Source organism: Cytobacillus sp. NJ13 (assembly GCA_030348385.1).
Lineage (GTDB): Bacteria > Bacillota > Bacilli > Bacillales > Cytobacillaceae > Cytobacillus.
The window spans coordinates 3337954-3353001 of sequence record JAUCFP010000006.1; the positions used below are offsets into that span (position 1 = coordinate 3337954).

The following is a 15048-nucleotide window of genomic DNA, read 5'->3' on the forward strand; positions in this document are numbered from 1 at the left end:
AAAGTTATACTTAAATGTAATGGAATGGAAAAACAGAAATCTAGCGGGGGGAAATGATAATGAGAAGAGTGTTGCCAGCACAAATTATTTCTCATAGTCAATTTGGTTATAAAAAGATACCATCAAGTGTCCAATGCGAGTGCCCTAAATGCAGTAAACCGAGCCTTTTTACGATAAAGGCAAATTATAATCATACAAGCAAGTCCAGCATACTTTCCCACGGGAGTTGTTCTGCCTGCAAAAAGGAATCGGTTTTTATCATGATTCTTAATCAAGCTGAACAATCCAGCGACGAGACTATTCTCTATATCTATGATCCCAATTCAGCAAAAGAGCTCCTGACTCAGCTTGAGAAAATAAAGGAAGTGCCTGGAGACCTGACAAGAGCCTACCGATCGGCTTTAAATGTCAGCTATTCAAAAGATACAGTAGCTACTGCCGTGATGTCCAAACGGGTACTTGAAAGCATACTAAAAAACTTTCTCGGTGAAGAGGTAAAGGGGCAAAACCTTTCCAAGCAGTTTGAACAGCTGCCGGAGCATGTTGATTTAGCAAGGCCTCTGCAATCTTTAAGCCAGCTGGCACAGCCAGGCAGTGCCTTTTACCAGATGCTTGATCTTGAAAAAGATATTGATCAGGAGATGGCGTCTTTGCTGATGGAGCTCTTAGAGAGTCTAATAGAGTACTTATTTGTCCTGCCGAATAAAATTGAATTGCTGCAGCAAAAACTAAATCAAAAATTGCATTGACCCACAATTAACCCCCTTATCTTCTGATTAAGGGGGTAATTTTTATTCTCAATTATTCAGCTGTTTTCTGATCTGGTCTTCTGCCTGCTTTAAAATTTCCTCGTCGCCGGCTTCTTTATTTGTAAGGATATTCGTTTGATATTTTAAACCTTCATAGTCAACAGTTACTGTAATTTCTTTCATCTCTCTTGATCCTTTCCTGATGTTTTACTATATAAATACCAACAAAAGGACGATTTAAAACTTTTCTATGCCGTTTTCACATGCTCTTCAAAAATACTGGCCAGCCTTTCTTTCATTTCCTCTTCCGTTACAACAAGGCTATGGCTGCCCATTTTTGTTTTAAGGATAAGTTCATAGCCGTCATTTACTTCTTGAGAATATCCATAGTATTTATGATTCAGATCGATTTTTTTGAAATGAAAGGATTGCAGCTTTTTCCATGGGACAAATTTGCTTCCGCTAATAAAGCCGTCATCATAGACAGCAAATACATTCAGCAGATCCCTGGCATTGATTAAAGGGATAAACAGAAGATAGAGATACGTCCAGCTGAATTTCATATTATATTTTCCGAATATAAACATAGCGATTAGAAAAACCAGCATGACAGCATACATCGTTAGTCCCAGCTTATTCTTTGAGATAACAGGGGCATCCGCAGATTTCTGGGGGAATTTCCTTACTGTTTTCAGGTCATTCTTGCCAAAAGGGACGAGAGCAGTTTTCTTCATTTTCGTTATTAAAATGATGTAATAATAGCTGTAATAGATAACAATTAACAGAAATAGTGCCTCAAAAATTAATTTCATCATACCCGCCTCCTTACTAATTATTACGATTAGGCATAGGATAAAGTTTCATCTCTACAAAAAAATGTAAAATTTATGATTGTGAAAACAAACTAATTCGAATATAATCTAATTAGATATTTATCTAATTAATTATTTCTATCGGCAAATTAGATATATATCGAATTAACACTCGCTGAGGTGCGGAAAAAATGACGAATTGGACTGTATGGAAACAGGAAAAAAATTATCAAAAGCTCTTTTGGGCTGGCGTCATTAATGGAATCGGTAATCGATTCACACAGGTTGCGCTGCTTGCCCTGCTATACCACGTAACAGGTTCCGGAGTAGCGATTGGCCTCTTATTTGCCATCCGCATGGCACCTTTTTTCTTCATTGCTCCATTAGGAGGAATGCTCGCAGACCGCTTTTCCAAAAAGGCCATTCTGGTGACAGTAGACTTGTTGAGAGTGCCTGCGGTCCTGGGGCTGCTTTTCGTAAGGGAAGCAGGGGATTTATGGATTGTTTACGCAAGTGCATTACTCATCTCAATGGGAGAAGCGATCTACTCTCCGGCCAGGATGTCTGCGATACCTGCTCTTGTAAAATCAGATAGACTCATATATGTGAACGCGATTGAACAAATCATGATCGGAGCCGTCCTCATTATTGGTTCAAGCACCGGAGGAATACTTGCCTACTTTCTGGGAAACAATGCTGCTTTCATGATTAACGGCCTTACCTTCTTGTTATCAGCATATCTAATCTCAAGGATGGTTTTCCCAGCTGTTTCTGAGGAAAATAGGAAAAAAACAGAAACATCCGGTTCGGTTTCACCAGCGAGACTTATTCTTGGCTCGTCTGCACTGATTGCCTTTTTTATTATGATGCTGACCATGCCGCTCGCCAATGGAATTGACAATATTCTTGTAAGCATTTATGGGCTGGAAGTTTTTAATATGGGAGAATTGGGCGTTGGGTTTATGTATGGCGCATTGGGGATTGGACTCATTCTAAGTTCATTTTTTTCTCATATCATCAAGAAGGGCCTCCTGCTACTCGCGATCATCTTTATTGCTTTAGAAGGTACTGGCCATATTTTATTAAGCCTCGCACCAAGCTTTTATTCAGCACTTTTCACCGTTGTACTGATCACCTTAGCGGGCGGCCTTGGCAACATCTGCCTGGACACGGTCATGATGAAATTTATCCCCCGATCCAAACAGGGAACCTTTTTTGGTTTAATGCAGATGGTTTCAAACCTTTCCCTGGCTATCTCCATGGGTACAGCGGGATTCCTGCTGGAGATATTTGCACCAAGAACTCTTAGTCTGATCATTGGCCTGGCATATCTTGTTTTTACCATAATATATGCGCTTCTGTTTTCAAGAGTGGATCTTGTAAAAGAAAAGAGGGAGTTTACTAGGGGTATTTAAAATTTTTGTGCAGAGCTTGAGTAATGTTTGCACTATGATCCGGCTGGAAAGCTGATGTGACGCGAAGTGACCGATATAGTAAGAATTTGACCGATAAATATGGTGAGGTGACCGATAAAACAAAAATCTGACCGATTCCCATGGTGATGCGACCGATAAAAAGGAAATTTGACCGATATCCTCGCACAGGCTCTAAAAATATTAGATATTGGCACTGAAAGACACCGCAAATTTAATGAAAAATTTAATTCCAACGAAAATCGCAGAAGAATTAATAATTATAGCTGCTTAAAAAACGGAAAAGCCCTGCAGGCTTTTTAATCCTGCAGGGCTTCTTTTTAGTTTTCTTCGATTTCTCTGCGGTTTTTCTTAAACATTTTAGATAATACTTCATACACGATTGGCACAATGATAAGGGTCAATAGCGTCGAACTTGTCAGACCGCCGATAACGGTAATCGCAAGGCCTTTGGAGATAAGCCCTCCGCCGCCAGAGCCGATGGCCAATGGAATTAAGGCACCAATTGTCGCAATGGCTGTCATCAGGATTGGGCGAAGTCGGGTTGCTCCTGCTTCCAGCACCGCTTCCCTCATGACCAGCCCGTCACGTTCCATATGGATGATCCGGTCCACCAGAACGATGGCATTGGTTACTACAATACCAATTAGCATTAATAGTCCCATCATGACCGATACAGAAATGGTTTCGCCAGCAATTAATAAGCCAACGAAAGAACCAATCACGGCAAATGGAAGGGAGAAGAGAATCGCAAACGGCGCCACTCCTTCACGGAATGTAACGACCAGAATGAAGTACACAATCGCGATGGCTGCAAGCATCGCAGCGCCAAGCTGTGTGAACGTCTCAGTCATATCTGCCTGAACGCCCGCAACTCCGACTGTTACACCCTTAGGCAGATCCAATTCATCAATCGCTTCATCTGTTTTAGAAGTAGCCTTTGAGATGTCATCGCCTTTCACCGTACCTGACACGGTTGCGTAGTACTCGCCTTTACTGCGGGCAAGCGTATTATGCGTTATACCTTCTTTCACTGTGACAAGCTCGGAAAGATGCATAGTTGTACCCATCGCTGTCGGTACCTGTGTTGCCAGGATATCATCAATGGATTTCGGCTGTTCCGCTTGCTCCTGCTGGACAATGACTTCAAGCGTCTCACCGTCTTTTTCAATCGTTGTCAGAACATCCTTGGTGTTTGACGGATTCAGCATCATGACAATTTGTCCGGCTGTCAGACCGTACTGCAGCAGTTCATCCTGCTCAACATTGAAGGTATATTCAACAAATGCGTCTTCTGCACTTGAAGAAACATCCTCCAATTCTTCATTTTCCTTCATTACGTCTTCTACCATTTTGACAGAGTCATTCAGTTTATCTAAATCTTCACTATAGAATGTGTAGCTGACTTCATTGGTTGAACCGGACATAGATGAGAAGTTCTGGCTCTTCCATTCACCTGATTGCCCGATATTAAACACATAATCTTCTATTTCTTCACGGACTTCAGGGAAGTTATCCATTTCAGGGTCAAAGATCAGGTACATTAAGGCTCCGCCTGCTCCTCCGCCCATCATGGCAGCCATTTGATCCGCTTCTTCGGTTACAGATATTTGAACGATGTCAATATCATCACGCTTTAGCATCTCTTCTTCTACTGCTTCAACGTTCTTTAGTGTTTCATCTTTAAGTTCTCCAGCTTCAGGCGTGTATGTTAGATACATCACTTTCTCTTCTTCACTGCCCATAAAGCTGAATCCGATCATTGGTGTCAGAGCTAAGCTGCCCGCCAGCAATACTACCGCAATGATGGATGTAATAATCTTATGATTAAGAGATTTCTCAAGAATGCCTTTATACCATTTTGATAGCTTTCCAGCTTCTTTATGGCTTCCTTCCGTTTTTTCACTGTACAGTTTCTTTTTAAACAAGAAGTGAGACAGAGCTGGAACGATTGTAATGGCCACAAGGAGTGAAGCGCCAAGCGCAAATGTCATCGTCAAAGCGAATGGCATAAACAGCTCACCGACCATGCCTCCTACAAAAATGAGCGGTGCGAATACAGCAACCGTTACTAATGTCGAGGAAAGGATTGGCTTGAACATCTCGATCGTAGCTTCTCGAATAAGTGCCCGCCCTGTTAGTTTTTCTTCTTTTAAATGCAGGCGGCGGTAAATATTTTCAACCACAACGATAGAGTCATCAATTACACGGCCGATGGCAACCGTAATAGCTCCAAGTGTCATAATATTCAAGGTAATATTCATCCAGTTCAGCAGCAGCAAAGCCATGAAAATCGAAACTGGAATAGATACGATTGAGATAATCGTGGATTTAAAATCACGCAGGAACAGCAAAATAATCAAGACTGCGATCAGCCCGCCAAACACGGCTTTTTCAATCATGGTTGAAACAGATTCTTCAATTGGCTTACCCTGGTCAAGTGAAAGATCTATAACAAGACCCTCGACCTTTTCTTTTTCTTCCTTGATTAAATCCTTGACACTGTTGACCACTTCAACGGTGTTTGCCTGCTGTTCTTTCACAATTTGGATCGCAATGGCATCATCACCATTGGTACGGGAAACGGACTGCACTCTGCCGACGGTATCAATCTCGGCAATGTCACTCAGCTTCACAAAAGGTGACTGGTTTTGTGCGGTTGGCGTTACCGGGATGAGCATGTTCTTTAATTCATCCTCGGTCATGAACTTGCCGTCTACTGCGACAGCCTGTTCTCCTTCCTCAAACTCGTAAAGCCCCAATGATACAGCCATGTTGCTTGCCTGGATCATTTCCTTTACTTTATCTTCAGTCAGCTCCAGCTCAGCCAGTTTTTCTTCGTTGTATGTGAGCTGCACCTCTTCCACATGCTGCCCAGTGATGGTTGCAGACGCCACACCATCGATTTTTTCAATTTTTGGCAGTATGATATCTTCTACAGTTGAGGTTAACTCAACAATATCCTCTGATTTACTGCTAATACTCAGTGCAGCAACCGGCATCATATTCATGCTGATGGCAGTGATGGAAGGTTCCTGTGCTCCTTCCGGCAGCTCCACTGTATCAAGAGCTGATTGGAGAGCCCGCTTGGCTTCGTCCATATCAATACCATATTCATATTCCACTTGGATATTTGACATGTTAGAATATGAATTTGAGTAAACTGATTTAACATCTTCAAGGCCTTCTACGGCTTTTTCAATTGGGATGGACACGTCTTCCATCACTTTTTCAGGAGTCGCCCCCGGATATACGTCCATTACCATTAAGTATGGAATTGAGACATCCGGAATGGTCTCCATATTCATCCGCGTACCTGAATAGATGCCAGATACCGTGATAATAATTGTTAACAGCCAGACTGCAAGTTTATTCTGCAGGACAAAATTCACTAAACCTTTCACTTGTGCACCTACCCTTAATTGACTTGTTAGACTCAATTACATATAATAATGACTGGTCGGTCATTTGTCAATCAAAAAGGAGTGACACCATTACATGGGCAAAAGGCAATTAATTATGGAAAGCGCTTTAGAACTCTTTGCGAAGCAAGGGTTTGAAGCCACCTCTGTACAGCAGATCACAGAGCACTCCGGTATTTCCAAAGGAGCTTTCTACTTATCATTTAAATCAAAGGATGAATTGATCATGGCTTTAATTGATCAGTTTATGGAGCAATTCGTTTCAGATATTGACCACATAGTCAAAGACCCGAATAACACTGGAGAAGAGCTTTTAAGGAAGTTTTTTTACACCACGTTCCACTCCTTTCAAAAGCATTCAGACTTTGCCAAAATTTTTATTAAAGAACAGGCACATACATTTAACGAAGAGCTTATATCAAAAGGGCGTCACTTTGACCAATTAATCGATGATATCACCCTATCCATGCTTGATCAGTTATATGGAGAAACTGTCCAGCATACAAAATACGATTTAATCTATTGCATCAAAGGCTTTATGCATGTATACTCTCATTTATTTTTATTTTTCAATGTGCCTTTGGATCTGGACGTTCTGTGCAGATCACTCACCGAAAAGACGAACCTGCTGGCTAAGCACTCAACCATCCCGTTTATAACCGATGAGCTCTACGAAAAGTTCAGGAAGACGGGGCATGAAGAGATGACTCACAGGCAAATAATTGAAATCATGGAGCAAAAAATAGAGGAATTAGAAGAGTCGATTGAAAGAGAATCCCTGGTCCTGCTTAAGCAGGATGTCCTGGAGCGCAGCTTGAGTCCTGCAATAAGAAAAGGGTTGATTGCTAATCTCCGGAGCCTTCCACACTGCAGGTGGATTGTATATTTACTCGAGAATTGTTATAAACTGTAAACTATTGCAAAATGGCCGAATGCTTCTGATCGCATTCGGCTTTTCATTTACGGATTCGTAACTATAAACATATAAAATAAAAACATCCGTTTGTTATATTAATTCCAACGAACGGATGTTTTTCCTTTATAGCATTTGTCTATCTGCACAAATGCTTAAACATAAAATTTTATTGACTTTAAATGAATTCGAGAACCCGAACTTCCTATCTTAGAAACCACCGTCTTGAATTCACACATTATTTGTTACTGACCAACTGGTTTATCCTTATTTTTTGTATCTTATAAATGGCAATCAGCATTATAAACCAAACAGGTGTGACGAACAAGGCAACACGCGTATCTTCCGCAAGTGCAAGGACAACAAGGACAAATGCAAGAAAAGCAAGGATCAAGTAATTCGAAAATGGATATAGCGGCAATTTAAATTTGTTCACCTTTGCTAAATCCGGCCTTGTTTTGCGGTATTTTAAATGGGAGATGACCGTAATACCCCAAATATAGATAAAACAAACTGTAGAGATACTTGTAATCAGGGTAAATACACCTTCTGGCATCACATAGTTCAGAACAACGGCAATTAGAATTACGACAGTTGAAAAGAACAATGCATTTGAAGGGACTTTACGGCCATTAAGCTTTGCTAATGGTGCAGGTGCATTCTCATCCTTGGCAAGCGAGTATATCATCCTGCTTGTACTAAAGATGGCACTATTACAAGCCGATGCTGCGGATGTCAGGACAACAAAATTAACAATACCAGCTGCTGCGGCAATCCCAACCGCCACAAAGACTTGGACGAATGGACTTTCCTCAGGTTTGATTGCGCTCCACGGATAAATGCTCATAATAACAAGAAGTGCGCCAATATAGAAAATAATGATTCGAATAGGGATATTATTAATCGCCTTTGGAATCACTTTTTCCGGGTTCTTTGTTTCACCTGCTGTAAGTCCTACAAGTTCAATTCCAACAAACGCAAACACTACCATCTGGAATGAGAGAATAAATCCATTCATGCCATTTGGAAACATTCCTCCGTGGCTCCATAGATTCGAGAAACTGGAAGGACCCGAATTGGTTGAAAAGCCTTTAATAATCATGAACATACCGATAACAATTAATGCCAGAATAGCGATGACCTTAATTAATGCAAACCAGAACTCCATTTCACCAAACAATTTTACGGTGGCAAGGTTCATAAATAGCAAAATCACAAGTGCGATTAATCCTGGCATCCACTGCGGGACATCAGGAAACCAGTACTGGGTATACAGGCCAACTGCTGTTAAATCGGCCATTGCGATTGAAATCCAGCAAAACCAGTAGGTCCAGCCAGTAATAAATGCAGCCATATTACCTAAATATTCTTGTACAAAGTCAACAAAAGAATGATAATTTAAATTTGATAACAGTAGTTCTCCAAGTGACCGCATGATTAAAAAGCAAATGATGCCTGTAATTAAGTATGCAAATAAAATCGATGGCCCTGCTAAATGAATGGATTTCCCTGCACCAAGAAATAATCCCGTTCCAATTGCCCCGCCAATTGCGATCAGCTGTACATGCCTATTTTTTAGACCTCTTTCTAATTTTTCTTCCTGCATATGATTTCTCACTCCATAATGTTAGATAAATGAAATTTAATATTCCGATTGAAAATTTCGTTTTTTTAAATGGAAAAGAGAGCATTATATCTTGATAGATTCTTATTAAATTCCTCCTGTCTTTTTATGCTATCTTCCCAACATAAAAGGACAGGGGAAAGAAAGGTGTCTTCCTATCTTTCCTCTGTCCTTTTACCTGAAAGTGTAACTCCTTGGGTGGCTCGCGGCTCTCTCCAGAGGTGCGTCCTATTGTGGTCCTTTTACCTGAGAGATTAATACCCAATTATTTGGGACTTGCTCCTTCGGTGCTAAATTCGTTTAGTCTCTCCCACAATAATCATCCGCTAATTTTTATTTAACATTCATAATAATCAACAAAAATATTGATGTCAATTTTATATTGAGAAATAGGCTAAACGCAGGATATTTTCCTAAAATAATAATAGAACTATGGAAGCAGTGAGCAGAAGAGGGCAATGTCGCTCGTTAATCAAAATTCTTTTGCTTTCTTCAGGCATATTAATTCCTCGCTTTATATCCTCTGTTCCTGCTTAACTGTGAATTAATGCTCCAAAAAAAGCCGCCTTTAGCCTTTTTTCTAGACTTATCGGTGACTTCTTAATGGTTAGTTTATTTTTCGGTATTAAGACGCTTCACTACAGCCAATTACTCATTGCAGATGGTTTGCTTATTTACTTTTAATTACTATGAGGTTTAAAAATATAAGGCAGAATGCTATACCAAGCATCCAGCCTTTTGTCTATGCATATTGATTACTTAATCATTGATCTTTCCAGAGTATCAGCCCTGGTTACCGATTAATTTACAATCTCTCACTTATAAGCTTTAAAATTTCCGATTGTACTTTTTTACCTTATTGGATTTGCACCTAATGTTTTTTATTTTTTACTTTTGAAATAGTCAGCCCATCACCAATAGGAATAAGCACAGATTCCAATTGAGGATGGTTAGCAACTGTTTCATTAAATTTTTTCATGAATTCAGTATGACGTTCAGGTTCAGCATTCTCGTCTGCTACACTGCCTCTGGCCAGTACATTATCACAAACAATTAAGGCTCCATTTTCCGCTAGTCTGATGCAATAATTCAGATAGTTTTCGTAATTTTCTTTATCTGCATCGATAAAGAAAAAATCAAATTGTCTATTATCGCTAACAAGCTGTTCGAGACTTTGCAAAGCTGGTCCGATTAAATACGATACTTGGCCGCCAAAACCAGCTTTAGATAGATTAGTACTTGCTAATTCTGCGTAGCTCTCCATAAGTTCAAGGGAAGTTAATGTTCCTGACCGATCGAATCCCCTGGCTAAGCAAATCCCGCTATACCCCCCAAGTGCTCCGATCTCTAGAACTTTTTTTGCCCCTGACATAGACACTAGCAGCGTAAGAAGCTTACCAGTAGAAGGAGATACTGAGATGGATCGCATACCATTCTCTTTTATGGAATTAAGAACTTCCTCTAAAATATCATCTTGGCTGTAAAAAACTGAATCGATATATCTGTTAATTTGTCTCATTACTCCCGCCCCTTTTTATTTTTCTTTCTCTTCATTGGAATCTAACATTAAATCTTCCTTATCTTCCGTTTTGCTATTTGCTGTTTCCCCTTCTTCAAATTCGTAAAGTTCAAATAGCTGTACGAATTCGCTGATTACCATATCAATTGCTTTAAGTTCCCCGACTAGTATCGGATTAATAGATTGCAGCTCTGGCGTTTCTAATTGTTTCTTTAGTGCAGAACGTTTTAGGCTCATTCTCTCTAAAAAAGTAAGGGCTCTTCCTCTGCGAAATGTTTTTGCACCGCGTTCCCTTCGTTTATGACCATCTTTCTGATGTCTGTCTTCACCACGAACTCTATGTCTTTCGTTATTCATAGTAATCCGCCTTTCTTTGTATACATTTGTATACGATATATTACTTTAACTTGTATACAAATGCATACGACAAGTCAATGAAAAGGGACTGCCAGAGAGTCAGTTTTCACCGACATTCTGTACAGCCCCTTACACAAATTATTTTTTCAACTCAGCTAAGACTTCTTCAATTTTAGCAAGCTCGGATTGTAAACCGCCTCCACTTAGGTACCATAGTGGTCCATCTAAGTAAACGATTCTATCATTTTTAAAGGCATCTGTTTTCTTAATGATATCATTTTCCATATCAGCATCAATATTAGAATCGCCACCAGTAGCTGCTGTACGGTCAATTACAAATAGCACTTGTGGGTTAAATTCCAAGATCGCTTCAAAACCGAAGTTAGAACCGTGAGAAGAAGACTCGATATCTTCTGTTACCGGCTTGAATCCATAAATGTCATAAATGTAGCCGAAACGGGAATTTGTTGCAAAACCTGATAATTTACCTTCATTATACATTGTAACTAGAGAGGTTTCGTAGTTTCCAGCTAAAGCTTTGATTTCTTCTAAAGCTGAATCATATTTTGCCATGTATTCTTCAGCTTCTGCTTCTTTACCAAACATTTTCGCCGCTAGATCTACAGAAGATTGGAATGTGTTCCAGTAGTCAGCCTCAGAAGTACCAACAAACACGACAGGAGCGATTTCTTTTAATTCTTCATAGAATGCTGACTGACGCCCGGAGATAAAAATTACATCCGGATCCATTTCAGCGATATCTTCAAGTAAAGGTTCCTTTAATCCACCAACGCTTTTATACTCATCAGAAGCGTATTTTTCAAGGTGAGCAGGCAGAGTAGAATCTTTTGCAACCCCAACAATTCCTTCAACACCTAGAGCATCTAATGTATCTAAGAAACCATAATCGAATACGGCAATTTTTTCTGGCATCTTTTCAAATTTCACATCTTCAAAATTAGTTGTACCACCCTCATTGCCTTCTGTTGAGGCAACTGTCGGAGATACGGTCATTGGATAAGCAGAGCTTCCTTCTGTTCCAGCTGCACTTGTTTCTTCATCTGCAGCTTTATCAGCTGATTCTTCTTTTGAAGCTTCTTCGTTAGGACCACATGCGGCAAGCAATAATACCATAGCTGCTAACAATGCATAAAAAAGTTTTTTCATCTTTCTTAACTCTCCCTTTTTATTTGTTATTTGATATTGATTATCATTATCAATCATGATGATAATTATTATTGAATAATCTTTATAAGTCAATAACTTTTTGATATTTTTTTAAATTATCTTCCAATATTTCAAGAATCTGACACAAAATAAGCTCATCCTGAAGAAATACAATAGATTTCTCCAGGTATATTTAGTACTTCAATGTTTACGTATGTGAATTAAAATAGACACAAATTCTGCAGCCATTCTGTTCTTGAATTGGAATATCCATATCATAAATTTCACGAAGCACATCAGAATTTATGATTTCATGGGTTGGCCCATTTTTCATCAGCCGGCCATTTTTCAGCGCTACAATGCGATCAGAATAAACAGATGCAAAATTTATGTCATGCAAAACAATGACAACTGTCTTTCCAAGTTCATCAACCAGTTTGCGCAAGATTTTCATAATTTGAACTGAATGCTTCATATCCAGGTTATTTAAAGGCTCATCCAGCAGGATATAATCCGTATCCTGTGCAATGACCATTGCAATGAATGCCCGCTGCTTTTGACCACCTGATAATTCATCTAAATATTTGTCTTCCATATCGGATAAATTCATGTATTCAATTGCCTGATCAACAAACTTTTCGTCTTCAGCCGTTAAGCGTCCCCTAGAATAGGGATAACGCCCAAATGAGACAAGCTCACGTACCGTTAATCTTACATTAAGGTAATTGGCTTGTTTCAAAATGGATACTCTCTTTGCAAAATCTGAAGACTTCCACTTTTTCACATTATTCTGATCGAGTAATACTTCACCTGTATCTGCTTCTAATAAACGGCTTACCATAGAAAGAAGTGTTGATTTACCAGCACCATTCGGTCCAATGAAAGAGGTTATGGTCCCCGGCTCGATTGTGACTGTAACATCCTCTACAACAGGCTTTTTACCAAATTGTTTTGTTAATCCTTTGATTTCAATCATCCTGCTGCCCTACTTTCCTTAAGTAATAAATAAATAAAGTAAATTCCGCCGATGAAGTTAATAATGACACTTAATGTCGTACGTAATTCAAATATATGTTCCACAAGGAAATTACCGCCAACCAATGCAATGATACTGATTAAACTCGCCCCTAATATATGTATAGAGTGTTTATATGTCACCAGATATTGATAAGAGAGATTGGCTACGATTAGTCCAAAAAAAGTAATTGGGCCAACAAGTGCTGTAGATGTGGCAATTAAAACAGACGATAAAATTAAAATTCTCATAACCATACCGTCATAGTTAATACCAAGATTTATTGCATTTTCGCGGCCAAGCGACATAACATCCAGTTTACCCATAATAAAGTAACCATATAGAAATGCGAGGAATAGGATGCCCATAGATATAAATAATAACTCCGCCTTTACGTTTGTAAACGTAGCAAACAATCGGCTTTGAAGACTTAAATATTCGACTGGATCTATCAATACTTGCAGGAATGTGACAAAGCTTCCCAGGAGTGTCCCTATAATCATCCCTATTAATAGAAGAAAATAAATGGGATGCTTATCCGCCCTGAACAAAAACCGATATAAAATCAAGGCAAAGACGACCATGGCAAAAATGGCTGCACCAAAGTTTAAGTATTTATTTAACACCCACACTGACATCGACCCTGCAAAGAAGTAGATTAATGTTTGTACTACTTGATACATAGAATCAAGACCCATAACAGAAGGTGTTAAAATGCGATTATGTGTAATTGTCTGAAACACAACTGTAGAATAAGCAATTGCGATTCCTGTTATAACCATCGCTGTAACTCGGAGCATGCGCTTAGGAAAGGCATAATCAAAGCCGCCTTTAATATCATAAAAGCCATATAACAAAATAAACACAATGGCAATAGCTGCTAAAATCATCAGTTTTGTACTATTTCGCATATGCTCTCCCCCTAAGCAGCATCGTTAAGAAGATTGCACTGCCTATCACTGCCACTGTTACATTAACTGGAATTTCATAAGGATGAATGATGATGCGCCCTAAAATGTCGCATATTAATAGAAAAACAATTCCCAACACCGCTGTATGCGGAATCGTTTTGCGCAGGTTATCACCTAAATAAAGAGAGACAATATTCGGCACAATCAGCCCTAAAAATGGAATAACCCCGACAGTTAGGACAACTGTTGTCGATATAACCGCAACAAGTATCAGACCAATATTTAGTACCAGCTTATAACTTAAACCGAGATTTCTCGCAAAATCTTCGCCCATTCCCGCAACTGTAAATTTATTCGCATAAAGATACGCTAGAATAATAGCTGGAATACTAACATATAAAAGCTCATAACGGCCAGCAATAATCAAAGTGAAACTCCCCATAAGCCAGGAAGATATATTTTGCAGGAGATCTGCTTCATATCCAAAGAACGTTGTAATGGAAGATAAAATATTTCCATACATAATTCCAACTAATGGAACAAAAATAACATCTTTAAATTTTATACGATCTAAAATCTGCATAAAGAGAAATGTACCTGCTAAAGCAAAGGCAAAACTAAAAATAACTTGCTGTGTATAGGTTACATTCGTAAAAAACAGCATAGAAATTAAAATACCCAGCTTTGCTGCATCCAATGTTCCAGCAGTAGTTGGTGATACAAACTTATTTCGGCTTAAAGACTGCATAATTAAACCGGCAATACTCATCCCTGCCCCCGCTAATATAATCGCCAATAACCGTGGGATGCGGCTAATAAGGAAAATATGTGTTTCATCTGATTCCCAATTAAGCAGATCCTTAGGCGTTATATCTATTGCTCCGATAAATAGCGAGATAAAAGACAGAACGATGGCTGCAATTCCTAACATCCATAATCTCATTAATAACCCTCATAACATGTTTATTATCTATTCAGCAATTGAAAAAATCTTTATTCCAAGTTAAGGAATAGCAGTAAATCTATAAAACTATTTTTAAAATAATGATAATCATTATCATCGGATGACAAAAAAAAGAACCTTGATATGTATAGATTTTTTGTTTATTGAAAATGATTATCAACT

13 protein-coding genes and 1 riboswitch are annotated in these 15048 nt (G+C 39.0%); of the genes, 3 read left to right on the forward strand and 10 right to left on the reverse strand.

Going from position 1 to position 15048, the window contains the following annotated elements; all coding sequences use genetic code 11:
- The first annotated feature begins 260 nt into the window (after positions 1-260).
- Positions 261-749 (forward strand): hypothetical protein, encoded by a 489-nt coding sequence (locus tag QUF73_16620; protein ID MDM5227787.1) that lies wholly within the window; start codon positions 261-263, stop codon positions 747-749.
- Positions 750-797: 48 nt separating this feature from the next.
- Here QUF73_16620 and QUF73_16625 read toward each other — a convergent pair whose 3' ends face one another.
- Entirely contained in the window at positions 798-932 is a 135-nt protein-coding gene (locus tag QUF73_16625) for a BA3454 family stress response protein (GenBank protein MDM5227788.1), read from the reverse strand.
- 65 nt (positions 933-997) lie between these two features.
- On the reverse strand, positions 998-1564 hold the full coding sequence (locus QUF73_16630; protein MDM5227789.1) for a hypothetical protein: 567 nt from the start codon (positions 1562-1564) through the stop codon (positions 998-1000).
- A gap of 188 nt (positions 1565-1752) precedes the next feature.
- Here QUF73_16630 and QUF73_16635 point away from each other — a divergent pair, with 188 nt between their 5' ends.
- Complete coding sequence (locus QUF73_16635; GenBank protein MDM5227790.1) at positions 1753-2976, forward strand: MFS transporter; 1224 nt, start codon at positions 1753-1755, stop codon at positions 2974-2976.
- 338 nt (positions 2977-3314) lie between these two features.
- Here the strand turns inward: QUF73_16635 and QUF73_16640 are convergent, their stop codons facing one another.
- Positions 3315-6398 carry an efflux RND transporter permease subunit gene (locus QUF73_16640; GenBank protein ID MDM5227791.1) on the reverse strand — a complete coding sequence of 1028 codons (3084 nt, stop codon included), beginning with the start codon at positions 6396-6398 and terminating at the stop codon, positions 3315-3317.
- A 94-nt stretch (positions 6399-6492) separates the two neighbouring features.
- Here QUF73_16640 and QUF73_16645 point away from each other — a divergent pair, with 94 nt between their 5' ends.
- Positions 6493-7329 (forward strand): TetR/AcrR family transcriptional regulator, encoded by an 837-nt coding sequence (locus QUF73_16645; protein MDM5227792.1) that lies wholly within the window; start codon positions 6493-6495, stop codon positions 7327-7329.
- Positions 7330-7567: 238 nt separating this feature from the next.
- Here QUF73_16645 and QUF73_16650 read toward each other — a convergent pair whose 3' ends face one another.
- The 7 genes from QUF73_16650 to QUF73_16680 all read right to left on the reverse strand — a co-directional run bounded on the left by QUF73_16650 (position 7568) and on the right by QUF73_16680 (position 14865).
- Positions 7568-8935: an amino acid permease gene (locus QUF73_16650; protein MDM5227793.1), complete on the reverse strand. Its 1368-nt coding sequence runs from the start codon at positions 8933-8935 to the stop codon at positions 7568-7570.
- Positions 8936-9177: 242 nt separating this feature from the next.
- Positions 9178-9276, reverse strand: a riboswitch (glycine riboswitch).
- Between the two features lie 548 nt (positions 9277-9824).
- Complete coding sequence (locus tag QUF73_16655) at positions 9825-10472, reverse strand: O-methyltransferase (GenBank protein ID MDM5227794.1); 648 nt, start codon at positions 10470-10472, stop codon at positions 9825-9827.
- A gap of 15 nt (positions 10473-10487) precedes the next feature.
- Positions 10488-10829 (reverse strand): hypothetical protein, encoded by a 342-nt coding sequence (locus tag QUF73_16660; protein MDM5227795.1) that lies wholly within the window; start codon positions 10827-10829, stop codon positions 10488-10490.
- A gap of 138 nt (positions 10830-10967) precedes the next feature.
- Positions 10968-11996 (reverse strand): siderophore ABC transporter substrate-binding protein, encoded by a 1029-nt coding sequence (locus tag QUF73_16665; protein MDM5227796.1) that lies wholly within the window; start codon positions 11994-11996, stop codon positions 10968-10970.
- 208 nt (positions 11997-12204) lie between these two features.
- Positions 12205-12972 carry an ABC transporter ATP-binding protein gene (locus QUF73_16670; protein MDM5227797.1) on the reverse strand — a complete coding sequence of 256 codons (768 nt, stop codon included), beginning with the start codon at positions 12970-12972 and terminating at the stop codon, positions 12205-12207.
- Complete coding sequence (locus QUF73_16675) at positions 12969-13922, reverse strand: iron chelate uptake ABC transporter family permease subunit (GenBank protein MDM5227798.1); 954 nt, start codon at positions 13920-13922, stop codon at positions 12969-12971. The genes QUF73_16670 and QUF73_16675 overlap by 4 nt, the downstream gene beginning before the upstream one ends.
- The gene (locus QUF73_16680) at positions 13912-14865 is read right to left on the reverse strand and encodes an ABC transporter permease (GenBank protein MDM5227799.1); all 954 of its coding nucleotides are present in this window, start codon (positions 14863-14865) and stop codon (positions 13912-13914) included. The genes QUF73_16675 and QUF73_16680 overlap by 11 nt, the downstream gene beginning before the upstream one ends.
- Positions 14866-15048 lie beyond the last annotated feature (183 nt).